Raw genomic sequence first — 21,990 nt, forward strand, 5'->3', positions numbered from 1 at the left:
ATGAAAAAGAATGTATTAAAAATTACAGCAGTTTTAGGTTTAACAACAGTTTTACTTAACTCTTGCGGTCCAAAAGAAAATACACCACTGGTATACTTCCCGGATATGTATTTTCCGGTAGCTTATGATCCATTGATGAAAGCGCAGGATGCTTATTCAGATCATGAAAATGAAATTCCCGCTTTTGTTAAAAATAATGGAGCAACAGGTCTTTCTCCCGTAGAAGGATCAGTTCCTCAGAATAAAGACGGAGTTTTTGAAGAAAGCTTATTACCAAAGAATGTTGACGAGTACAACGCAGGATATGATGCTTCTAAAAAGCTGACTGCTTCTCCTTTAAACCCAGCAAATGCTGCTAAGGATATTGAAAGAGGAAAAGTATTGTTCGATCATACTTGTGCTGCATGTCACGGAACAGGAGGTGATGGACAAGGACCTATCGTACAAAGTGGAGCATTCTCCGGAGTGCCAAACTATGCTGACAGAGAAATTACTGTAGGATCTGTTCATTATGTATTAACAAACGGTAGAAATGCAATGGGATCTTATGCGGGACAATTGAACGCAGGAGACAGATGGAGAGTAGCAATGTATGTGATGAGTGCTTTCAAAAAAGGAGCAGCAGCACCGGCAGCAGCAAAAACTGAAACGACTACCGAAACTAAAAAATAAGAAAAGAAATGTATAGTTTTTCACCAAAATTAAAATCAACTTCTATAATACTTCTTGTTGTAGGTTTAGTTCTTTTCGGTATTGGTTTCTTTTTGAACAAAGGAATTTCTACTGAGAAAATAGAACAAATGATGGAAGCTGTTCATGCTTCAGGTCACGACGCTCCTACACACTCAAGTGAAATGGTAGGACCTCAGGATCACGCAGCTCATTTAGAGCATACTGAGCTTCAGGTTCACAACCAGCCATTGGCATCGCTGCACTTTGTAGCTGTCTTTTTCTTTGGAGTAAGTTGCGCTGTACTGTTTTTCTACTGTATTCAGCACGCAGCTCACGCAGGATGGCCGATTATCATCACAAGAGTAATGGAAGCCATCGCTTCTTATATTCCTTATGGAGGGGCTATCTTGATTATCATGATGATCTTAAACATCACTCATAATGGTCATTTATTCCACTGGATGGACCCTGAATTGACAAACCCGGATTCTCCGCATTTTGATGTGATCTTATTCGAAAAGAAAAGATTCTTAAATATTCCTTTCTATGCTATCAGAACCATCATTTATGTAGCAGGTGCTTCTTTCTTCGCATGGAAACTGAAAGCTCAGTCTAAAAAAGTAGATGAGACTAAATCTAAAGTTGAATATCAATTCCTTTACAGATGGGCAGTAGGATATATCGCATTCTTCGGATTTGCTTCTGCAGCTTGGGCATGGGACTGGTTGATGTCTATTGACCCTCACTGGTATTCTACAATGTATATCTGGTATTCAATGGTTAGCTGCCTTTCAAGTGGTATCGCTGTAATCATTCTATTAAGTGTTTATCTTAAGAAAAATGGTTTCTTACCACAGTTCAATGACAACCACTTACACGATTTAGGAGTTTTCCTTTTCGCAACAAGTATGCTTTGGACATATACATGGTTTGCACAGTTCATGTTATACTGGTATGCAAACGTTCCGGAAGAGGTAAATTACTTCTTCGGAAGATTCCAGCACTATGGTACTACATTCTTACCAATGCTGATTGTAAACTTCTTATTACCATTATTGGTACTAGTGAGCAGCAGCATCAAGAGAAACTATAAAGTAGTTACCACAATGGCTGTAGTAGTTATCTTAGGACACCTTCTAGATTACTTCAACATGGTGATGCCAGGAACGGTAGGGCCATACTGGAAAACTCCTGAAGTGTTCTTATTAATTGTTGGAGCTGTATTATTTGTTGGAGGATTGTTTATGTTTACTGTACTTTCAGCTTTATCTAAACTGAAGTTGATCCCTACAGGGAACCCTTACCTACACGAATCTGAAATTTATGAGTATCCTTTCTAAGGACTTGTAACAAAATAAAATTATAAAAGACTGATTGTTAAACAATCAGTCTTTTTTTTTGCATATTAATCACCAGGCAACTATTCTGAACTTTTTGCGTCTCTATAATGAGATGATTAACTAAACCAAATTCTTATTATGAAAACAAAATTTTTCCTTTACTCGCTATTCATATTCCTGTTCGGCTTGATCCAGGCTCAGACGATCACTTTCGTTTCTGAAAAAAACAATCAGCCCCTTCCAAGAGTTTCGGTGTTTGGAAGAGATGGAAGCATACTCGCTTTTTCTGATATCGACGGAAAAATTGATAAACAGACATTATCTCCGGCTCAGGAAAAATTCCAGCTTGTTTATAATAATTTTCCAGTGGCCACATTATCCTATTCAGACTTTGATCAGCCCATCATTAAAATCAATGATCAGGTAAAGGAAATTGAAACCGTGGTTATCAAAAATAATAAACCAGCTAAATACATTCTCATCAAAGGAAACTTTAACGCCTATGTAACAGTAAACAATAAGCTGAATAGTTATACTGACGGAATTGTAACCTACATTTTTGATAATAAATCCAAAAAACTGAAAAGCACCAATGTTGAACAATACAGAGTTTTCAGGCTTACAGATTCTAAAAATGAGAAAAAAGAGACTTCTTCATGGGATTATGGCAATTCTCTGCAGCTCCCAAAACTTAAAAATGTAGGAAATCCCGAAGACTATAAAACAAAAAGAAATACCATTAAAGAATTAAAAGGCGAACGTAAAGATCAGATCGAGGTAACTGATGCAGCGCTTCAGGAAAAAGAATTTTCGCTATTCGGATTTCGATTCTATGATATCAGAACCATCCTGAATATGTCTTTCGAAAAAGGATCAGAAAAAACATTAAAAGATTTCCTGGAATATAATGAATTGGCTTTTGTAAAACTGAAACACAAAAGCGAACCAGATTACAACCAGATCATGCTGTATAATAATTTTTATCCTACAGAGCTTAGCTTCAGCAATGACAATGATGTTGAGAAAGTAAAATTTGATAAAGACAACAGCAATTACAAAATATCCTACTGGCAAGATCCTTCATTCCCCAATATGCAGACTATTTTCAGCAGCTTTTTCAAAGGAGAGCTAAAAGAGCAGCCTAAAAAACAATAAAGCGCTCTAAATTAATATAAAATCAACTTGAAAACATAAAGTAAAAAATAAAATCCAGTATTAATAAAGGTTTTATTAAATTTGCAACAAACCAAATAAAAATGAAAAAGTTTTCTTTTCTACTTGTTTTCAGTCTGTTGCTTTTTACAGCATGTAAGAAAGATCATGTAGATGCTACGAATACTAAAACACTGCAGTCAAGTATCAATGATATGACTTCCAGTTTACCTACCATTAAGCAGATTAAGTTTAATGAAGCTCTTTATATCCTTAAGACATTTGGCGTAGAAGCTGATGGTGATATTAATGAGCTAAAAGCACTTGGAAAACTGATCAACGGGAAAAAAGTTCCTGAAGTAATGGCACTTGCAGACGAGGTTGCACAGAAAAACGGAATAGAATGGGCAAGTACTGCCCCACCATCTCTTGGAGAAATGAATATCTTCGGAGATGATAAAGCCAAAGAAAGCGATCCTAATGACGTTAAGGCTGGCTCATTAACCCTTATTACAACCCCTACAGGAGATGACGGATCTGGAGCAGCTACGGCAATTCAGATCGTTCCAAGACTTGTGGATGCGGCTGGAAAGCCTGTTGCCTTCACCGGAGCAGGTCTGGAAGCTACATTGGAAGTCTTCAGTAATGGAGTAAGACTTGCTACGGCAAAGAACCTGATGCAGGATAATAATTTTAAAGGATTCAACTTAAAGTTCTCCTCTATTCCTGCAGCAAAAGTAGTAGACAACAAAATTGATATCACGGTTTCTGTAAAAACAACTGCCAAGACTTTCAAAATGTCAAAAATCGGACTTGATGTAAATGCAGCCGCTCTGAAAGTTCCTGCAATTCCTAAAACTGATACAACTGCTGTACCGGAACAACCAAGTGCTGTGATAGATCCCAATAATCCATCAGCTACTCCAGGAACCACTACAGATCCAGCAGCAACGACTCCAGCAGCTTCAGCTGCTCCAAAACAGCCAACTGCTGATCCTAAAAATACAGTAAATAAATTTTTGAACAATGTAAGTTCACAGAACTTGAAAGCAGCTTATGAAACAGCCAGTAATCCAAGCTGGGGAAGTTATGAGTCTTTCTCAAATCCTACTTCAGGTTTCGGATCTGTGAAAAATGTAAGTGTGAAAAATATTACAACAAACGGAGCCACTGCAAACGGGGCCAGTGTAAACGCCACTTATGATGTAACGGATAAAAGCGGTAAGACGACTTCTTTAAAAGTAACTTTCGGGCTTAAAAATGTAAACGGAGACTGGAAAATTTCCAGCTATAAAATCAATCAATAAATGGCTTCAGCAGAACTCATCAAAAAATTAGAAGAAACAATTGAAAATATCCCTGATTTTCCGATTCCGGGAATACAGTTCAAGGATATCTCGCCCATCTTTTTAGACCCCAAACTTTACGAAGATGTTATCGCAGATCTTGTTGCCTTCAGTAAAGGAAAAGTAGATGCAGTCTGCGGAATAGAAAGCCGTGGTTATTTGTTTGGGATCGCCATTGCTGTAGCATTGGAAGTCCCGTTCATCCTCATCAGAAAAGCAGGAAAACTTCCCCCCCCAGTCATTTCAGAAAAATATGACCTGGAATATGGAAGCGCTATTATCGAAACGCGTGAAGGACAAATAAAACCCGGACAAAGAGTTTTGATTCACGACGATCTTTTAGCAACAGGAGGAACGACTGAAGCGGCGGCAAAATTGGTAGAAAAACAAGGCGCTACGGTTTCCCAATTCAGCTTCCTTATTGGCTTAAAAGGTTTGAATGGGGATGAAAAACTGAAAAAATTTGATGCAGAGATCTATCACATTTTAGGATATTAAATTTAAAACATATATGCTTCGACAAGCTCAGCATGACAACGCTAATCATTTACTGTGAGATTAGAAGTGCCATGCTGAGCTTGTCGAAGCTCCTTTTTTTAATAAATTCATCATTCACGATTAACAATTCACAAAATTTCATCAATAATACTCACAAAGTATTTTGTAAATCTCTCAGAAACAATTAAATTTGCATTTCAATTTTTAAAAACTTATGGCAAAATTGGGAAAGAGTGCTCAGAACGAGCAAGAAGGTAAAGAAACAGTTGAGTTCTTTAAAGACCTTGATAGAGAAGCTTTAAACACTGAAAAATTTGTTGAAAAATATTCAAAGCCACTAGGTTTTGTATTTGGAGTATTGATTTTGGGAGTTTTAGGATTCTTTGCTTACAAGCAATTTGTAGTTGCTCCGAAGAACACTGAGGCTGTGAAAAGTTTCCTTTCTGCTCAAAAAAGCCTTGCTGAAGGTAAAGATAAAGACGCTTTGGGAGGAAAATCTGCAGCTAACCCAGGTTTTATAGGTACAGCTAATGAATATTCTTCAACTGAAATCGGTAAACTTTCTTCTTACAACGCTGGTTTATTAAAATTCAAAGAAGGAAAATATCAGGAAGCTTATGATCTTTTAGACAAGTTTTCATCTGACAACAAAACATTAGTAGCCATGAAATTCGGAGCTATGGCAGATGCAAAATCAGGTCTTAACAAAAACGATGAAGCTTTAGCTTTACTAGACAAAGCAGCATCAGCTTCTGACGATCCTTACACAACCTACTACTTCACAAGAAAAGCAGGTATTGTTGCTTTAGGATTAAAGAAAAATGCAGAAGCTAAAAAATACTTCTCTGCAATTGACGAGAAATATCAGGACTACGACAACGGAATGTCTGATTCTTATATTGAAATGACTAAATATTACTAAAAAATGGCAACAGTTAATCTTTCGGATTACAAGCCACTTCATATAACTAATGCCGAAGAATTTTCTATCGGCATTGTTTTTTCTGAGTGGAATGATTTTGTAACGTACAATCTTCGTGATGCAGCTTTGGAAATTCTTGAAAAAGAAGGCGTAAAACCTGAAAACATCAAACTTTTCCCTGTTCCCGGAGCTTTTGAATTAAACTATGCAAGCATGCAGCTATGCAAAGAGAGAAAATATGACGCAGTAATCTCTATCGGATGTGTAATCCGTGGAGAAACGCCTCATTTCGATTATGTATGTTCTGCAGTAGCACAGGGAATCAAAGACTGCAACATCATGACTGATACTCCTACTATTTTCTGTGTATTGACAGATGATACAAAAGAACAATCTATCGCAAGAAGCGGTGGTGATCTTGGAAATAAAGGAGTAGAAGCAGCTGTAACAGCTCTAAGAATGATTGATTTCAAAAAGAAATTATCTGATAAAAAAGGAAATATCGGTTTCGGACATTCTTAACCGAAAATCAACCTTAACCAACACACAGGGACTATTTTTTAATAGTCCTTTTTTATTGGGATAATTGTAAATCTAAAATCTTCCTAATAAACAGGATGTTTTTGTTTTTTTCCATCAAAAGTTCTGTACAAAAACTATCTTTGTGAAACTAATATAGACAGTCAATACATGTTTTTAAAAAAAATAAAGCCGTTCCTATATTTAGGAGTTTTCTATCTTATTATTTCATTGATAATAAGAACAGTATTCTTTTTTCATCCTATTACAACAGCTAGTTTTGGATTTTTCGAAATTGTAAAGGTTTTGCTGATAGGTCTGGTGAATGATATTTTCGTTTTCATTCTCGCCAGTTCCATTCTCGCCCTATACTTTCTCTTCCTTTCTAATTCAAAATATAAAAAGCCTTACGGCTACCTTATTTTTGGAGCGCTCGTTTTATTTTTTCTCTATATCTGGCTTATTCCCAACAATATTTTCAAGCAATATGGAGGTTCTGTAACGGAAGTAGCCCTTGTTTTTGTAGGAATAAAGACTTTTTTCTTTGGAATAATGCTTTTCCTTCCTACACAAAGGATCAAAATACGCAACACACTCTATTTCATAACATTATTGTTATATGTTCTCCTGATTATTTTCAACGGGGTAAGTGAATACTTCTTTTACAATGAATTTGGAGTACGCTATAATTTCATTGCAGTAGACTACCTTATTTATACAAATGAAGTCATTGGAAATATCATGGAAAGCTATCCTGTTATTCCATTGTTTTCTGGCATCATGATCGTTACCCTTACCATCACATGGTTTATTTATAGAAGAACAAAGGATGAACTGCTGGAACTTCCGGATTTTAAACAAAAAATGGTTCTTTTGGGAAGTTTTATGGTACTTGGTGCTCTTAGTTTGCTGGCAATACCCTCTCTAATGCAGATTAAATCTGATAATGTTTTTGCAGATGAAATTGAAGCCAACGGAATCCCAAAATTCTATTGGGCCTTTACTCATAATGAGCTGGATTACTTTCAGTTTTATTCACAGATCAACCAGCAGCAGGCAGAAAAAAATTTCCTAAGCCAATATCCACAGCAGACCTTATCAAGAAATATTGTTGCTGAGCAGCCCGATATGAAGAAAAATGTAGTGTTGATCTCTATTGAAAGTCTTTCTGCAGATTTCATGGAACATTATGGAAATACACAAAAAATCACTCCATTCCTCGACAGCCTAGCAGATAAATCAATGATGTTCACCAATCTGTATGCTACCGGAAACAGAACGGTACGCGGACTGGAAGCTTTAACATTGTGTATTCCTCCAACAGCTGGAGAAAGTATCATCAAAAGAGATGATAACAAAAATAAATTCACAACGGGGAGCGTTTTCAAATCCAAAGGGTATGATGTTAAATTTTTATATGGTGGTTACAGCTATTTTGACAATATGCAGGACTTCTTCAGTGGAAATGGCTATGGCATTGTAGACAGAAACAACTTTAAACCTGAAGAAATCAGTTTTGCCAATGTTTGGGGAGTTGCTGATGAAGATATGGCTAAAAAGGCGATTCAGGTAATGAATGCTGAAGCTAAATCAGGAAAGCCATTTTTCAATCACTGGATGACGGTTTCCAATCACAGACCTTTTACTTACCCTGACGGAAGAATTGATATTCCCGGGACAGCAAAATCCCGTGAAGGAGGTGTAAAATATACAGATTACTCCCTGAAATTATTCTTTGATATGGCCAAGAAACAGGATTGGTATAAAAACACCGTTTTTGTCATCATTGCAGACCACTGTGCATCGAGTGCCGGAAAAACTGAGCTTCCGATGGATAAATACAGAATTCCTGCTATGATTTTTTCAGAAGGATTTATTCAGCCTCAAAAGTTTGATGCGTTGATGTCTCAGATAGACCTCATGCCTACCCTTTTCGGATTATTAAACTTCAGTTATCAATCTAAATTTTTGGGTCAGGATGTCTTCAAACAGGAATTCCAGCCCAAGGCTTATGTTGCCACTTATCAGGATCTTGGATTTATAAAAGATGGACGATTGACCATTATCTCACCGGTAAAAAAGGTGAAGCAATATTCTTTAGAACTTGAAAAAAGTGATCTTGCTCCAGCATTTAAGCTGTATTACAACGAGAAATTATTAAAAACAGAAGATCCAAAACTGGTAAATGATGCCGTATCCGCGTATCAATCTACTTCTTATTGGCTTAAAACGAAACAACTTAACAAATAAAGATTTAAATATTTTACCGCTATAGTTTAGCGTAAAATATTTAAATTAACCCATAAATTTATTAGTATGAAATGGACAGACGACAGAGGCGGAAACGTTGATGACCGCCGTGGTTCCGGAGGAGGCGGTGGTGGTATGATCGTAGGAGGCGGACTTGGAACTTTAATTATAGCCGCCATCGTATTCTTTTTGGGAGGAGATCCATCCGGCATTCTGAATTCCGGCAGTATGCAGTCTTCAGGAAATTCCGGTGAAAAAAGAGAACTTACGGCCAATGAAAAGCAAATTGGAGAAATGGTCGATATGATGGCCAAATGGAATACCCTTACCTGGGACCAGATCTTTAAAGAAAACGGAATGACTTATAGTGATCCTCAGGTTGTGCTTTTTGAAAATACGACCTCTTCAGCATGTGGTACAGCTCAGTCTGCTATGGGACCATTCTATTGCCCAGCTGATCAGAAAGTCTATATGGATATGAGTTTTTTCGGGGAGCTGCAGCAAAAATTCGGGGCTAAAGTAACGGAATTTACAGTAGCTTATGTTTTGGCCCATGAAGTTGGACACCATGTGCAGACTCTTTTAGGAACAACACAAAAGGTAGATGCATTAAGAAGAAGCGGAAGATATTCTGAAGCTGAAATGAACAAAGTATCTGTTGCTACAGAATTACAGGCAGATTTCTATGCCGGAGTCTGGGCAAAAAGAACCAATGACAGCAAACATATTCTGGAGCCCGGAGACATTGAATCTGCAATAGATGCAGCAGAAGCTGTAGGAGATGATAATATTCAGAAAAGAGGACAAGGATACGTTAACCAGGAAAGCTTCACTCATGGATCATCTGCACAACGTAAAGAGTGGTTTATGAAAGGCTATAACACCGGTGATATCAGACAGGGTGATACTTTCAACCAGTTATTAAAATAATTTATCAGAACCATTCTGATTAAAAAAATAAAATGCGGTCTCAAAATAAGGCCGCATTTTTTATTTATTGCAATTCAATTGGATTAGAATTTTTCTTGGCTTCTTCTTTTACCCTTTCTTCCATTCTCTTTCTCATATCGGCAGGATTCTGGTTTCCACCACCAGAGCCTCTTCCTCCGCCACCACCTACTCTTACTGTAGTAGAAAATCCGCCCTGTCCACCACCTTGACTCATGAATGACATAGGATCAGTCTTAAATTTTTGCTGTTGTTTTAAATAATCTGCTCTTTTTACTTTTAAAGTATTTCCAAACTGATTCAAAGTAGGAAATTCAGCGATTTTGTAATTCTTCATTAAATCAAAAGAATATTCTCCTTTGTCATCTTCTACTTTTACAATCAATCCCGGAAGACCTCCAAACTTATAAGGTCCATCCTGATAAGGAAGATCAGTGGTAAACCATGCAGTCCATTTCCTACCGCCAAAGTCTGCTTCAGCTTTCTGAACTTTATATTCTCCTATTTTTCTTGTCTCAGACTCAATTTTCCAGTTCAAAGGTCTGTCTTCTTCATACGAATAAACATCACGCCCAATTCGGTCTTTAAAATACGTCTTTTGGTTCTTTTTATCCTTTTCTATAGAATAGTTGATATTCGTTCTCAAGCCTTCCATCTGATCTCTGTTGATGCTTCCTCTTCCCCCTCCTCCCTGAAATGCTTTTTGCATGATAGAGTCTCTTTTAATTCTGTTTTCAGAATAAAATACAGATTTTTCGGAAGAAATATCCAGATATGCATTTTCTGTTTTGATATCTGTTTTGTTTTCTGCATCCGGTTTCATAGTCACCTGATACACAAACCTATTTGTCTGTGCAGAAACATTCTGAATGAAGAGTGCCAATGCGATAATACCTAATTTTTTCATTTATATTTTTCTTTATTTTAATTCAATTGGATTCTGGACCATACTCCCCGTAAAGGAGTAACTTTCTATAGATGAATTCTGTTGTGTAGGAAAACTTTGGCTTTCCCCGCCCATTCCTCTATGCATTCCGCCACCTCCGTGGCCTCCACCTCTCATTCCTCCTCCATTCATACCGCCGCCGTGTCTTCCTCCTTCAAGATTCATATTTCCTCCTCCATTATTTCCGGCCATCGATTTTCTGTTTTTACCAAACTCCATCTCCAGCGCAGCTTTATCTCCATGGAAATTAACTCTTGTACTCTGTTTTGCATCAGCGTTTATCTGTTCTTCAAAAGCATTTTTAACGATCATTTTTTTAACAAGATCAAATTTATAGTCTCCTTTGTCATCTTCCAGTTTTACAATCAATCCAGGTAATCCTGAAAATTTGTATGGTCCGTCAGAAAAAGGAATCTCTTTTGTAAACCATGCTGTCCATACTCTGCCGCCAAACTCTGTGACTGCCTTTTGAGCAGAATATCCGTTTTGCTTCTCAACAATATTGGACATTTCCCATTGTATGGGTCTGTCTTCCTGATAATAAATTTGTTTTCCGGCCGCCTTTTCATAGTAATATACTTTCTGATCCGGAACACTTTTAGTAATAAAATATTCAAAGAAAGTAGGTTCATGATTTTTACCTCCTTCCAATTTTGAAAAATCTTTTTCCTCTTTTTTATGAGTTTCCTTCATTTCTGACCTTAAAGAAGCAAAAAGAGAATCTCTTTTCAATTTATTTTCACTGATAAATAAAGAGTGGTCTCCTTTAATATCCAGAAAAGTTCTTTCACTTTTCATGCTTACAAGATTGATTGAATCTGGGTTTACCAGGGTTTCATATACAAATCTTGTCGTTTGTCCATAAGACACTGCGGTGAAGAACAGCACAAAAAAAACAGTTATTTTTTGTTTCATTACCAATTTTATTTATAGATCGAAAATACGATTCAAGGTTAAAATTAGAAATAAAATCTTCACATAAGGATAACAATTTTATCTATTTTTTAACATAAATATTCCCTCCAAGATCGCTATTAATATCATAATCATTAAAATAGACATCTTCGATTTGAGATTGCGGAAATTAGTTCGTATTTTTGCATCATTAAATCATTCTAAATAAATACAATGATAAAAGTATCAGACTATGCAAAGGAGAAAGCCATCCAGTTGATGACGGAAGATGGTTTTAACCCTGCTGAAGATTATATAAGAGTAGGGGTGAAAAGCGGCGGATGCTCTGGTTTAGAGTATGTTTTAAAGTTTGATAACCAAAAAACAGACGCAGATCAGATTTTTGAAGATAATAACATCAAAATTATTATAGATAAAAAATCCATCCTTTATCTAGCAGGAACAACTCTTGAGTATTCAGGAGGATTGAACGGAAAGGGGTTTGTCTTTAACAACCCGAATGCATCCAGAACATGTGGATGTGGGGAATCATTTAGTCTTTAGTGAAAAGACATTAGATCCTAGATTTCAGATCTCAGAGTAACTTCTGAATTCTGAAATCTAAAATCTGAAATCTAAAAAAAAATAATGAGTAAATATACAGAAGACGATTTAAGAGTCGATCTAGAAAATAAAAAATATGAATTCGGTTGGGAAACGAAGATAGATTATGAAGACTTCCCAATTGGTTTGAATGAGGATATCGTCCGTGCAATTTCTGCTAAAAAAGAAGAGCCGGAATGGATGACTGAATGGCGACTGGAATCTTTCAAAATCTGGCTGAAAATGGTAGAGCCTACTTGGGCAAATATCAAATATCAAAAACCAGATTTCCAGGCAATCCGTTACTATGCTGCTCCAAAGGCAAAGCCTGAACTGGAAAGTTTAGACGAAGTTGATCCTGAATTACTGGCAACTTTTGCCAAATTAGGGATCAATATTGAAGAGCAAAAAAGACTTTCTGGGGTCGCTGTAGATATTGTAATAGATTCAGTTTCTGTGAAAACTACTTTCCAGGATACATTGGCAGAAAAAGGAATTATTTTCTGTTCAATTTCTGAAGCGATTAAGAACCACCCAGATTTAGTAAGAAAATATCTGGGAAAAGTAGTTCCTAGAGGAGATAATTTTTATGCAGCATTGAATTCCGCAGTATTCTCTGACGGAAGTTTCTGCTATATTCCTAAAGGGGTAAAATGCCCTATGGAGCTTTCTACTTATTTCCGTATCAACCAGGCAGGAACAGGACAGTTTGAAAGAACTCTTGTGATTGCAGATGAAGGAAGCTACGTTTCTTATCTTGAAGGATGTACAGCACCATCAAGAGATGAAAACCAGCTTCACGCAGCAGTTGTAGAACTGATCGCGATGGATGATGCTGAAATTAAATACTCAACTGTTCAAAACTGGTATCCTGGTAATGAAGAAGGTAAAGGAGGAGTATTCAACTTTGTAACGAAAAGAGGTCTTTGTGAAAGAAATGCAAAAATCTCATGGACGCAGGTTGAAACGGGTTCTGCAGTAACATGGAAGTATCCGTCTTGTATCCTTAAAGGGGACAATGCAATTGGAGAGTTTTACTCTATTGCGGTAACCAACAATCACCAGTATGCTGATACAGGAACAAAAATGATTCACATTGGTAAAAATACCAGATCAACAATCATTTCAAAAGGTATTTCTGCCGGAAAATCTCAAAACTCATACAGAGGATTGGTAAAAGTAATGCCTTCTGCAAAAGGAGCAAGAAACTTCTCCCAGTGTGACTCTCTATTGATGGGTAATGAATGTGGAGCACACACTTTCCCTTATATTGAAATCAAAGATCCTACTGCACAGTTAGAGCACGAAGCAACGACTTCAAAAATTGGGGAAGACCAGATTTTCTACTGTAACCAGAGAGGGATTGACACAGAAAGAGCTATTGCTCTGATTGTAAATGGATTCAGTAAAGAAGTTTTAAATAAACTTCCGATGGAATTTGCTATTGAAGCTCAGAAATTATTAGAAATTTCTTTAGAAGGTTCAGTAGGATAAATCCTTCAAAAAGGATCTCTCAGATAAAAACTAACTGATATAATGGCAAGGTTTTCAGCGTTTTTATTGGATCAAACGGAAATATAAGTTCTAATCTTCACAGAAGATTATTACAAACATAAAATATAAAAAGCTTCTATCCGTCTGTTGGAGAAATTTCCAAATAAGGACATAATGTATATACAGGAGAAGCTCACACAATTATAAAAGCAAAAGTTAGCAAGAATGTTACAAATTAAAGACCTTCACGCCAAAATTGAAGATGGCGCAGAAATATTAAAAGGTATTAATCTTGAAATAAAGCCGGGCGAAGTTCACGCTATCATGGGACCAAACGGAGCTGGTAAGTCTACCCTTTCTTCTGTCATCGCTGGAAAAGATGATTACGAAGTAACGGGTGGAGAAATTCTTTTCCAAGGAGAAGATATCAGCGAAGACGCTCCTGAAGATAGAGCTCACAAAGGGATTTTCCTTTCTTTCCAGTATCCAGTGGAAATTCCGGGAGTTTCTGTAACGAACTTTATCAAAGCTGCTTTAAACGAGACGAGAAAAGCAAACGGATTGACAGAGATGCCTGCAAAAGAAATGCTTGCATTGATCCGTGAAAAATCTGAAAAGTTGGGTATCAAAAAAGATTTCCTTTCAAGATCATTGAACGAGGGATTCTCAGGAGGTGAAAAGAAAAGAAATGAGATTTTTCAGATGATGATGCTGAATCCTAAATTGGCTATTCTTGATGAAACCGATTCCGGATTGGACATCGATGCACTAAGAATCGTTGCAGATGGGGTAAACCACTTTAAAAATGAAGGAAATGCAGTTCTTTTGATTACTCACTATCAGAGATTGCTTAACTATATTCAGCCTGACTTCGTTCACGTTTTAGCTAACGGAAAAATCATCAAAACGGGTGATAAGTCTTTAGCATTAGAACTTGAAGAAAAAGGGTACGACTGGCTTCTTAACTAAGAAGAATATATTATTTCAGAGATTAAAGTTTTCTGCGATTATTCATGAGACGTAACAAAATGAAGAATCTCTAATATTAAAAATTGGGTTCCACATTGTTTGGAATAACAATATTTTAATTCAAAATAAAAAGAAAAAATGGTGCAAACCACAGATATACCAGTAATGGCATTAAAAGAACAAATTATAGAGAACCATAATGAATTTTTGGAGAGTCTTCGTCACAGGTTTCTGGATGATGAAAGAAAAGCGGCTCTTCAAAGATTTGCAAACATTGGCGTTCCAACAAAAAAAGACGAAGAATATAAATATACCAATCTAAAGGAGATCACGGAAAAAAGCTATAACTTCTTCCCGAAAGAGAGCCACAATATCACTAAAGAGCAGTTTGATGAATTGCACCTTGGAGAGGAAAATTTTGATTGGATTGTTTTTGTAAACGGTAAACTTCACAAGGAACTTTCAAAAGTTTCTATTGAAAATGTAGAGTTTCTTTCATTCAACTACGCATTGAACGACGAGAAGCATAAAGAGGTTTTTGAAAAATATTTCAACACGGCAGCTTCTAAAGACCAGGCTTTTACCAACTTAAACCTTGCTTACTGCAAATACGGTTTCTTTCTTAAGGTTCCGAAAAATGTAGTGATTGAAAAGCCAATCCACGTTTTTTATATCTCTCAAAATCAAGAGGAAAATACATTCTACAATACAAGAAACCTATTGATCGTAGAAGAAGGAGCAAAAGTAGAAGTGATTGAAAGCCACCATAATTTTGACAGCACGTATGTATTGACAAACTCTGTAACGGAGATCTTTACCTATCCAAACGCAAAAGCAGATTGGCATAAGCTTCAAAATGACAACAATACAACTTATCTTATTGATAATACTTTCGCAAAACAGGAGAAAGACAGCTTAACGACTGTAAATACATTCTCTTTCGGGGGTAAACTGGTAAGAAACAATCTGGATTTTATTCATAATGGATCAAACATCAATTCATTCATGAACGGAATCACCATCATCGGGAAAGATCAGTTGGTAGACCACCATACAGCGGTTCACCATAACTTCCCGAACTGTGAAAGTTACCAGAACTACAAAGGAATCTTCGATGGTAATGCCCACGGAGTTTTCAACGGAAAAGTTTTTGTAGATAAAATTGCTCAGAAAACAAACGCATATCAGCAAAACAACAACGTATTGCTAAGTGAAGGGGCAAGCATCGATACAAAACCTCAGTTGGAGATCTTTGCAGATGATGTAAAATGTTCTCACGGATGTACCGTAGGTCAGCTGAATAAAGATGCTTTATTCTACCTGAGAGCAAGAGGAATCTCTAAAAAAGAAGCTCAGGCATTGCTTTTATATGCTTTCGCAAATGATGCCATGCAGAATATTGATATAGAGCCTCTAAAAGAGAAAATTTCAAAGCTATTGGCTGAGAAACTAGGAGTAGATATAGAATTTTAAAACTTTATATATATTGATACATAAAAGCACTTCAAAAGAAGTGCTTTTATCGTTTTAACGGGTTTATTTCCGCTTTATTTCTTTAACCAGCCTTGGTTATCTTTATTATCTGAACGTTTCTTACCGTTATCGAAATTATAGGCTAAACCAACACCTAATGTCTGCTTCAACTGTGTTTTCCATATCTGGTTATGATCATATAGCAGATCCAGGGTAATATTGGATGAAATATATTTATTGATCTTCATATTTAAGATCGCTCCATAAGCTAACACCAATCTATCCGGATGATCCAGATAATTTGAAAATACAGACGCTGTATTGGTCAGGTTTATATTCTCCATGATTTTGATCTTATAGATGGCTGTCCCAAGGAAACCGAACTGGAAAAGTGATGAATCCCCATTATTTTTAAGACCATACGTTCCTGCGGTTTGAAGATCCTTATCTAAGACGAAAGTCCATCTTGCATTGGCCGGACGTAAAGTCACCGTCAAATTATCATTAGGACGGTAGGTAACCCCTGCACCCACATTTAAATATCCCGGAGCCATGAAATTGGAAATCTTTTTAGCATCAGGATTATTCCCATCTTCATATCCCGGAGCAAACTGAGTCTGAAGCCCGACTCCTCCTGAGAAATACCAGCTTTCAGCAAATTTTCTACCATAGTTTGTAGAAAGGTTGATGACGTCCTGAGTTTTTCTCACTCCCGTTCCCTGGGTATTGTTCTGTCCGTAGCCCAGAATAATGATATTTTCCCAAAGATCTTTCCCTTTTTCATAAGTCATGTTGTAATTGACACCGGCAAGCCATCCCACGTTGTTGGCTCCCCCTCCTACCCAGTTTGAAAAGGCAGCCTGATTGAGCATTAATGTGTTTTGTCCCTGAATAGACCAGGCTTTAACGGTGTCTGCTGCCGAAGCATCTGTTTTAGTTTCTTGCGCCAAAGCTATCGCTCCAAAAGAAATGGAACTGATCAATAAAAGTTTTTTCATAATGTTGATTTATTACAAATGTATAAATAATAATTTACGCCGGAATAAAATTCACTTTAAAATGAATTTAACATAAATAATTTCAGTCTCATAACCTCATGAAAACAACTCATTTAAAGATAACCTATATCCATTATGAACTTAAACCTACTTAAAACCACAGTACTTTAAAAGCAAAAAACACCTCATTTCTGAAGTGTTTTTTTCTATTGAAATATGATTGTATATTATTTTTTTATCCACCATTGGCTGTCTTTGCGATCAGATCTTTTTACCCCATTATTCAGTGTGTAAGCAAATCCAATTCCAAGGGTCTGTTTCAGCTGCGTTTTTTCTATCTGATTGTGATCATACAACAAATCTAATGTCACATTGGATGAGATATATTTGTTTACTTTCAGGTTCAATAGTGCTCCATACGCAAGAACCAATCTGTCCGGACGGTCAAGATAATTTGAAAAGACAGAAGCTGTATTCGTTAAGTAGATATCTTCCATTATTTTCAGTTTATATATTGCCGTTCCCAGAAAACCGAATTGTAATAAGGAAGTATCACCGTCGCTTTTCAAACCATAACTTCCTGCCGTCTGAAGGTCTTTATCCAATACAAAAGTCCATCTGGCGTTGGTAGGACGTAAAGTGACCGTAAGATCATCATTAGGTCTGTACGTGATCCCCATACCAACATTCACATAGCCTGGTGCCATAAAATTCGATATTTTCTTTGCTTCAGGATTATTCCCGTCTTCATACCCCGCGGCAAACTGGGACTGAAGCCCGGCTCCTCCTGAAAAATACCAGCTTTTTGAAAACTTCCGCCCATAATTGGTAGAAACATTGATAACATCCTGGGTTTTTCTTATTCCCAATCCCTTGGTATCATTCTGCCCGTAGCCCAGTATAATAATATTCTCCCAAAGATCATTATCCTTTTCATAGGTTAGATTGTAATTGATACCGGCAAGCCATCCCACGTTGTTGGCTCCCCCTCCTACCCAGTTTGAAAAGGCAGCCTGGTTAATCATTAATGTATTTTTTCCTAAAACCGACCAGTATTTTACGGTGTCTACCACTACGGAATCTTTTTTCAATTCTTCTTGTGCACTTGCATAAATTCCCATAAAAATGGAAAGAATCAATAAAAACTTCTTCATTACTCTAAATAATTTTCAGTACAAAAATATTAATATATTTTTTTTTAAAGGTAAATTCTCCTTTAAAGAATCCAATTTCATTACCGTTGAATTACTTCTCAACCCTATATTTCTATAAAATCAATGCCAAAATAATAAGTTTGAAAAATAATTTGATACCTTTTGTCTTAAAATCAGTTTGATAGATCCATATTCATCGACAAATTTTCCGAAATTTATCATTGGCTTTTGATTTGACGTAAAATCCTCATGTTTAAAAATGTAATTTCCAAAAAAGCGGTTATATACCCATTGTTGATGCTATCTGCGATGTGGTTCGGGTATTTTTTACAAATGCAGGGCTTTTTTCAAAGCTGTTTTGGAGCCATCATTCCGCTTTTGCCAGAAGGATTGCTGGGTATAGTTACATCTCCCCTTTTACACGGAAATATTGATCATATTATAGGAAATTCAATCCCGATAGCGGCATTGATGTTTCTGCTCTATCAGTTCTATCCTTTAGTCGCCAACAAGGTTTTCATTATCGGCTGGCTGGCAACAGGACTTTTGGTATGGCTTCTTCCTCCTATTGACATTCTCACCGGAGAATATATGTACACTTGTACTATCGGAGCCAGTGGTGTGGTATATGTTCTTGCATTTTTCCTCTTTTTCAGCGGCGTATTCAAATGGAATACAAAACTTCTGACCATTTCAATGCTTGTGGTTTTGTATTATGGAAGTCTAGTATGGGGAATGCTTCCGGAAGAATTGTTCTATAATATGCAGGAACCGAGCAAGATTTCATGGCAGGCCCATCTTTCTGGAGCGGTAGTGGGAAGTATCATTGCATTTGCTTTTAAAAATGTTGGGGAAAAGAAGAAAAAATTCATTTGGGAATTCCCTAATTATTATAATGAAAAGGATGATAAACTGTGGCAAGAATACAAGGAAAATCACCCGGAAGACTTTATGGAGCTTCCTTACAAGAAAAGAGATGATATCTGGGATCATTTGGATGAATTAAGAAAAAGATAAAGCTTATTTCACTACATTTGAAAAAACACACACATGATCTCTGAAGAATATTTTTACGCTATCGCTCTCCGCGAATGCAGCCAGATTGGTGACATCCATTTTCATAGACTGGTGCGTACTTTCGGAAGTGCTCAGGAAGCATGGAAAAGAGCAAAGAAAGAGTATAAACTACTGGAAGGAATAGGACAAAAAACGGTTTCGGACATTGGCAACAAGGATCATTTGAAATTCGCAGAAGAAGAATTAAAATTTTGCGAAAAGCATAATGTCCAAATCAGGCTAAGACACCTTAATGAAATTCCTTCTCTCCTTAATGAATGTACGGATGCTCCAGCAATACTTTACCAAAAAGGAAACCTTGATGATGCTCTTCCCACAATAAGCATGGTAGGATCCAGAAATATGACAGCTTATGGGCAACAGTTTATTGGGGACTTTTTTGAGGCTACGCAATCTTCAAAATATATATCGGTAAGCGGCTTGGCATTAGGAGTGGACAAAGAGGTTCATGAACAGTCTATTCATCACCGAAAACCTACGGTAGCAGTCCTTGCCCATGGTTTTCAGTATTTATATCCGGCAAAAAACAGAAAGCTTTCAGAGAAAATTCTTCAGGAAGGAGGAGCATTAATAACAGAGTTCAGCTCTTCCAGAAAACCCGACCGCGAAAACTTCATCCAGAGAAACAGAATTGTGGCGGGAATATCACCTTCCACTATTGTTGTGGAAACCGGTTTTGGAGGAGGTTCTGTAAGTACAGTAGCTTTTGCCAATGACTACAACCGGGATGTTTTTGCCCTACCGGGAAAAATTACAGACCTCTGCAGCCAGGGGTGTAATCAATTGATTTTCCATAATAAAGCGACAGCCATTTCTACCATAAAAGATCTTATCAGCTTGCTGGGATTTAATGGTCCTAATGAAAAAATTGAAGAGTTATTTCCTTATAGCGAGACCACAATACAATTATCTGATAATCAGTATTTAATATATCAATCTATAAAAGAACATCCCCAGATTTCTCTGGACGATTTGTCACAGAAAATGGATGTCTCTCCTCACAAAATCTTACCAATAATTTTAGAATTGGAACTTTTAGGGAAAGTAAAATCGTTTTCCGGGAGGCAATTTGTGGCAATTTAAGAATTAATGATTTCTTAATATTGCATTATTTCATACATAACATTTCATTTTTAATAAAATTTAAACACAAATTATCAATTTAATAATATTATGAAACATTATTATTTAATTTTTAACAATCTTAAAATATAGTGTTGTGAATCTTGAAAAAAAAATTAAATTTGTTGACAATAATATTCAACCTTAATATATGGAACAATATAATATTGACCAGAAAATCCAAGAGTTTATTGCAAAAATTGAAGCAAAAAATCCTAACGAACCAGAGTTCTTACAGGCTGTAAAAGAAGTTGCCGTAACCGTAATTCCGTTCATTGCTACTAAAAAAGAATATACCGGAATGAAGCTGCTTGAAAGAATGGCTGAAGCTGAAAGAATTATTATTTTCAGAGTTCCATGGGTTGATGACAAAGGAGAAATTCAGGTTAACAGAGGTTTCAGAATTCAGATGAACTCTGCTATTGGTCCATACAAAGGAGGAATCCGTTTCCACCCTACTGTAAACTTATCAGTTCTTAAGTTCTTAGCTTTCGAACAAGTATTCAAAAACTCTCTGACAACTCTTCCAATGGGAGGAGGTAAAGGAGGTTCAGATTTTGATCCACAAGGAAAATCTGATATGGAAGTAATGCGTTTCTGCCAGGCTTTCATGACAGAATTATGTAAGCACATTGGTCCTGAAACAGATGTACCTGCAGGAGATATCGGTGTTGGAGCAAGAGAAATCGGATATTTATTCGGGCAGTACAAGAAAATCAGAAACGAGTTTACTGGAGTTCTTACAGGAAAAGGTCTTGCTTACGGAGGTTCATTAATCCGTCCTGAAGCTACAGGATACGGTGTTGTATACTTCGCTGAGCAGATGCTTAAAACTATCGGACAGGATTTCCAAGGTAAAATAGTAACTGTATCAGGTTTCGGAAACGTAGCTTGGGGAGTTATCAAAAAAGCAACTGAACTAGGGGCTAAAGTAGTAACGGTTTCTGGTCCTGACGGATATATCTACGATAAAGATGGTATCAGCGGAGAAAAGATTGATTATTTATTAGAGCTTAGATCTTCAGGAAATAACAGAGCTGAAGATTATGCTAAAAAATATCCATCTGCTGAGTTCCACGCTGGAAAACGTCCTTGGGATGTGAAGTGTGATGTTGCGTTCCCTTCTGCAACTCAGAACGAATTAGATTTAGATGACGCAAGAAAACTAGTTGAAAACGGATGTGTTTGTGTAACTGAGGCGGCTAACATGCCTTCTACATTAGATGCTATCAACTATTTCTTAGACAATAAAGTATTATTCTCTCCTGGTAAGGCTTCCAATGCTGGAGGTGTTGCTACATCAGGATTAGAAATGACTCAAAACTCTATCCGTCTTAACTGGACTTCTGAAGAAGTTGACGCAAGATTAAAGGAAATCATGATCGGTATCCACAAAGCTTGTAGAGACTACGGAAAAGACGAAGACGGTTATGTAAACTACGTAAAGGGTGCAAATATTGCCGGCTTCGTAAAGGTAGCAGAAGCAATGTTGGCTCAAGGAGTTGTATAACAGAAAAAAAAAAAGGTTGGGAAAAATTCCCGACCTTTTTTGATAAAGCCTGTTCCCGGGATAATGGGAAAAAAGTAAAAAGTGAAAGGAGAAAGCGCTGCTA

Annotated in this window: 20 protein-coding genes; 16 read left to right on the plus strand and 4 right to left on the minus strand. The window is 36.7% G+C overall.

The annotated features are described in order from the left end of the window. The 9 genes from AC07UM_RS11805 to ypfJ all read left to right on the plus strand — a co-directional run bounded on the left by AC07UM_RS11805 (position 1) and on the right by ypfJ (position 9,629). Positions 1 to 672, plus strand: a complete 672-nt coding sequence (locus AC07UM_RS11805; RefSeq protein WP_494683325.1) for a c-type cytochrome — start codon at positions 1 to 3, stop codon at positions 670 to 672. A gap of 8 nt (positions 673 to 680) precedes the next feature. After that, positions 681 to 2,012 carry a quinol:cytochrome C oxidoreductase gene (locus AC07UM_RS11810; protein WP_494683324.1) on the plus strand — a complete coding sequence of 444 codons (1,332 nt, stop codon included), beginning with the start codon at positions 681 to 683 and terminating at the stop codon, positions 2,010 to 2,012. A 138-nt stretch (positions 2,013 to 2,150) separates the two neighbouring features. Continuing rightward, positions 2,151 to 3,167 (plus strand): hypothetical protein, encoded by a 1,017-nt coding sequence (locus tag AC07UM_RS11815; RefSeq protein ID WP_494683323.1) that lies wholly within the window; start codon positions 2,151 to 2,153, stop codon positions 3,165 to 3,167. 101 nt (positions 3,168 to 3,268) lie between these two features. Continuing rightward, entirely contained in the window at positions 3,269 to 4,471 is a 1,203-nt protein-coding gene (locus AC07UM_RS11820) for a hypothetical protein (protein WP_494683322.1), read from the plus strand. Continuing rightward, positions 4,472 to 5,008, plus strand: coding sequence for an adenine phosphoribosyltransferase (locus AC07UM_RS11825; RefSeq protein WP_494683321.1), 537 nt, complete (start codon positions 4,472 to 4,474; stop codon positions 5,006 to 5,008). A 214-nt stretch (positions 5,009 to 5,222) separates the two neighbouring features. Then, positions 5,223 to 5,930 (plus strand): YfgM family protein, encoded by a 708-nt coding sequence (locus tag AC07UM_RS11830; protein ID WP_494683320.1) that lies wholly within the window; start codon positions 5,223 to 5,225, stop codon positions 5,928 to 5,930. A gap of 3 nt (positions 5,931 to 5,933) precedes the next feature. Beyond that, positions 5,934 to 6,452 carry a 6,7-dimethyl-8-ribityllumazine synthase gene (gene ribH / locus AC07UM_RS11835; RefSeq protein ID WP_103233698.1) on the plus strand — a complete coding sequence of 173 codons (519 nt, stop codon included), beginning with the start codon at positions 5,934 to 5,936 and terminating at the stop codon, positions 6,450 to 6,452. 168 nt (positions 6,453 to 6,620) lie between these two features. Continuing rightward, entirely contained in the window at positions 6,621 to 8,699 is a 2,079-nt protein-coding gene (locus AC07UM_RS11840) for an LTA synthase family protein (protein ID WP_494683319.1), read from the plus strand. 66 nt (positions 8,700 to 8,765) lie between these two features. Beyond that, positions 8,766 to 9,629: a KPN_02809 family neutral zinc metallopeptidase gene (gene ypfJ / locus AC07UM_RS11845; RefSeq protein ID WP_494683318.1), complete on the plus strand. Its 864-nt coding sequence runs from the start codon at positions 8,766 to 8,768 to the stop codon at positions 9,627 to 9,629. Positions 9,630 to 9,693: 64 nt separating this feature from the next. On the opposite strand, the gene AC07UM_RS11850 is transcribed toward ypfJ, so the two are convergent. Together AC07UM_RS11850 and AC07UM_RS11855 are read right to left on the minus strand one after the other, a co-directional pair. Then, positions 9,694 to 10,554, minus strand: coding sequence for a GLPGLI family protein (locus AC07UM_RS11850; RefSeq protein ID WP_494683317.1), 861 nt, complete (start codon positions 10,552 to 10,554; stop codon positions 9,694 to 9,696). A 12-nt stretch (positions 10,555 to 10,566) separates the two neighbouring features. After that, entirely contained in the window at positions 10,567 to 11,508 is a 942-nt protein-coding gene (locus AC07UM_RS11855) for a GLPGLI family protein (RefSeq protein ID WP_494683316.1), read from the minus strand. 213 nt (positions 11,509 to 11,721) lie between these two features. On the opposite strand from AC07UM_RS11855, the gene AC07UM_RS11860 reads away from it, so the two are divergent. The 4 genes from AC07UM_RS11860 to sufD all read left to right on the plus strand — a co-directional run bounded on the left by AC07UM_RS11860 (position 11,722) and on the right by sufD (position 16,026). Continuing rightward, on the plus strand, positions 11,722 to 12,051 hold the full coding sequence (locus tag AC07UM_RS11860) for a HesB/IscA family protein (RefSeq protein WP_045491822.1): 330 nt from the start codon (positions 11,722 to 11,724) through the stop codon (positions 12,049 to 12,051). Between the two features lie 84 nt (positions 12,052 to 12,135). Next, the gene (gene sufB, locus AC07UM_RS11865; protein ID WP_494683315.1) at positions 12,136 to 13,584 is read left to right on the plus strand and encodes a Fe-S cluster assembly protein SufB; all 1,449 of its coding nucleotides are present in this window, start codon (positions 12,136 to 12,138) and stop codon (positions 13,582 to 13,584) included. 225 nt (positions 13,585 to 13,809) lie between these two features. Further along, positions 13,810 to 14,553: a Fe-S cluster assembly ATPase SufC gene (gene sufC / locus AC07UM_RS11870; protein ID WP_103233703.1), complete on the plus strand. Its 744-nt coding sequence runs from the start codon at positions 13,810 to 13,812 to the stop codon at positions 14,551 to 14,553. Between the two features lie 165 nt (positions 14,554 to 14,718). Further along, positions 14,719 to 16,026 carry a Fe-S cluster assembly protein SufD gene (sufD, locus tag AC07UM_RS11875; RefSeq protein WP_494683629.1) on the plus strand — a complete coding sequence of 436 codons (1,308 nt, stop codon included), beginning with the start codon at positions 14,719 to 14,721 and terminating at the stop codon, positions 16,024 to 16,026. Between the two features lie 74 nt (positions 16,027 to 16,100). Here the strand turns inward: sufD and AC07UM_RS11880 are convergent, their stop codons facing one another. Continuing rightward, a complete protein-coding gene (locus AC07UM_RS11880) occupies positions 16,101 to 17,024 on the minus strand; it encodes a DUF3078 domain-containing protein (protein WP_494683314.1) in 924 nt (307 codons plus the stop codon). Between the two features lie 227 nt (positions 17,025 to 17,251). Next, positions 17,252 to 18,178, minus strand: a complete 927-nt coding sequence (locus tag AC07UM_RS11885; RefSeq protein WP_494683313.1) for a DUF3078 domain-containing protein — start codon at positions 18,176 to 18,178, stop codon at positions 17,252 to 17,254. Positions 18,179 to 18,427: 249 nt separating this feature from the next. Here AC07UM_RS11885 and AC07UM_RS11890 point away from each other — a divergent pair, with 249 nt between their 5' ends. The 3 genes from AC07UM_RS11890 (at position 18,428) to gdhA (ending at position 21,887) form a co-directional block, all read left to right on the plus strand. After that, a complete protein-coding gene (locus AC07UM_RS11890; protein WP_236852176.1) occupies positions 18,428 to 19,195 on the plus strand; it encodes a rhomboid family intramembrane serine protease in 768 nt (255 codons plus the stop codon). 33 nt (positions 19,196 to 19,228) lie between these two features. Then, positions 19,229 to 20,338, plus strand: a complete 1,110-nt coding sequence (gene dprA, locus AC07UM_RS11895; RefSeq protein WP_494683312.1) for a DNA-processing protein DprA — start codon at positions 19,229 to 19,231, stop codon at positions 20,336 to 20,338. Positions 20,339 to 20,528: 190 nt separating this feature from the next. Next, positions 20,529 to 21,887: an NADP-specific glutamate dehydrogenase gene (gene gdhA / locus AC07UM_RS11900; protein ID WP_494683311.1), complete on the plus strand. Its 1,359-nt coding sequence runs from the start codon at positions 20,529 to 20,531 to the stop codon at positions 21,885 to 21,887. The last annotated feature ends 103 nt before the right edge of the window (positions 21,888 to 21,990 follow it).

This window comes from Chryseobacterium sp. GW821-FHT04C04 (genome assembly GCF_059420365.1).

Coding starts and splice junctions, on each gene's coding strand:
- AC07UM_RS11805 (WP_494683325.1), top strand. CDS start 1: ATGAAAAAGAATGTATTAAAAATTACAGCAGTTTTAGGTTTAACAACA.
- AC07UM_RS11810 (WP_494683324.1), top strand. CDS start 681: ATGTATAGTTTTTCACCAAAATTAAAATCAACTTCTATAATACTTCTT.
- AC07UM_RS11815 (WP_494683323.1), top strand. CDS start 2,151: ATGAAAACAAAATTTTTCCTTTACTCGCTATTCATATTCCTGTTCGGC.
- AC07UM_RS11820 (WP_494683322.1), top strand. CDS start 3,269: ATGAAAAAGTTTTCTTTTCTACTTGTTTTCAGTCTGTTGCTTTTTACA.
- AC07UM_RS11825 (WP_494683321.1), top strand. CDS start 4,472: ATGGCTTCAGCAGAACTCATCAAAAAATTAGAAGAAACAATTGAAAAT.
- AC07UM_RS11830 (WP_494683320.1), top strand. CDS start 5,223: ATGGCAAAATTGGGAAAGAGTGCTCAGAACGAGCAAGAAGGTAAAGAA.
- ribH (WP_103233698.1), top strand. CDS start 5,934: ATGGCAACAGTTAATCTTTCGGATTACAAGCCACTTCATATAACTAAT.
- AC07UM_RS11840 (WP_494683319.1), top strand. CDS start 6,621: ATGTTTTTAAAAAAAATAAAGCCGTTCCTATATTTAGGAGTTTTCTAT.
- ypfJ (WP_494683318.1), top strand. CDS start 8,766: ATGAAATGGACAGACGACAGAGGCGGAAACGTTGATGACCGCCGTGGT.
- AC07UM_RS11850 (WP_494683317.1), bottom strand. CDS start 10,554: ATGAAAAAATTAGGTATTATCGCATTGGCACTCTTCATTCAGAATGTT.
- AC07UM_RS11855 (WP_494683316.1), bottom strand. CDS start 11,508: ATGAAACAAAAAATAACTGTTTTTTTTGTGCTGTTCTTCACCGCAGTG.
- AC07UM_RS11860 (WP_045491822.1), top strand. CDS start 11,722: ATGATAAAAGTATCAGACTATGCAAAGGAGAAAGCCATCCAGTTGATG.
- sufB (WP_494683315.1), top strand. CDS start 12,136: ATGAGTAAATATACAGAAGACGATTTAAGAGTCGATCTAGAAAATAAA.
- sufC (WP_103233703.1), top strand. CDS start 13,810: ATGTTACAAATTAAAGACCTTCACGCCAAAATTGAAGATGGCGCAGAA.
- sufD (WP_494683629.1), top strand. CDS start 14,719: ATGGCATTAAAAGAACAAATTATAGAGAACCATAATGAATTTTTGGAG.
- AC07UM_RS11880 (WP_494683314.1), bottom strand. CDS start 17,024: ATGAAAAAACTTTTATTGATCAGTTCCATTTCTTTTGGAGCGATAGCT.
- AC07UM_RS11885 (WP_494683313.1), bottom strand. CDS start 18,178: ATGAAGAAGTTTTTATTGATTCTTTCCATTTTTATGGGAATTTATGCA.
- AC07UM_RS11890 (WP_236852176.1), top strand. CDS start 18,428: ATGTTTAAAAATGTAATTTCCAAAAAAGCGGTTATATACCCATTGTTG.
- dprA (WP_494683312.1), top strand. CDS start 19,229: ATGATCTCTGAAGAATATTTTTACGCTATCGCTCTCCGCGAATGCAGC.
- gdhA (WP_494683311.1), top strand. CDS start 20,529: ATGGAACAATATAATATTGACCAGAAAATCCAAGAGTTTATTGCAAAA.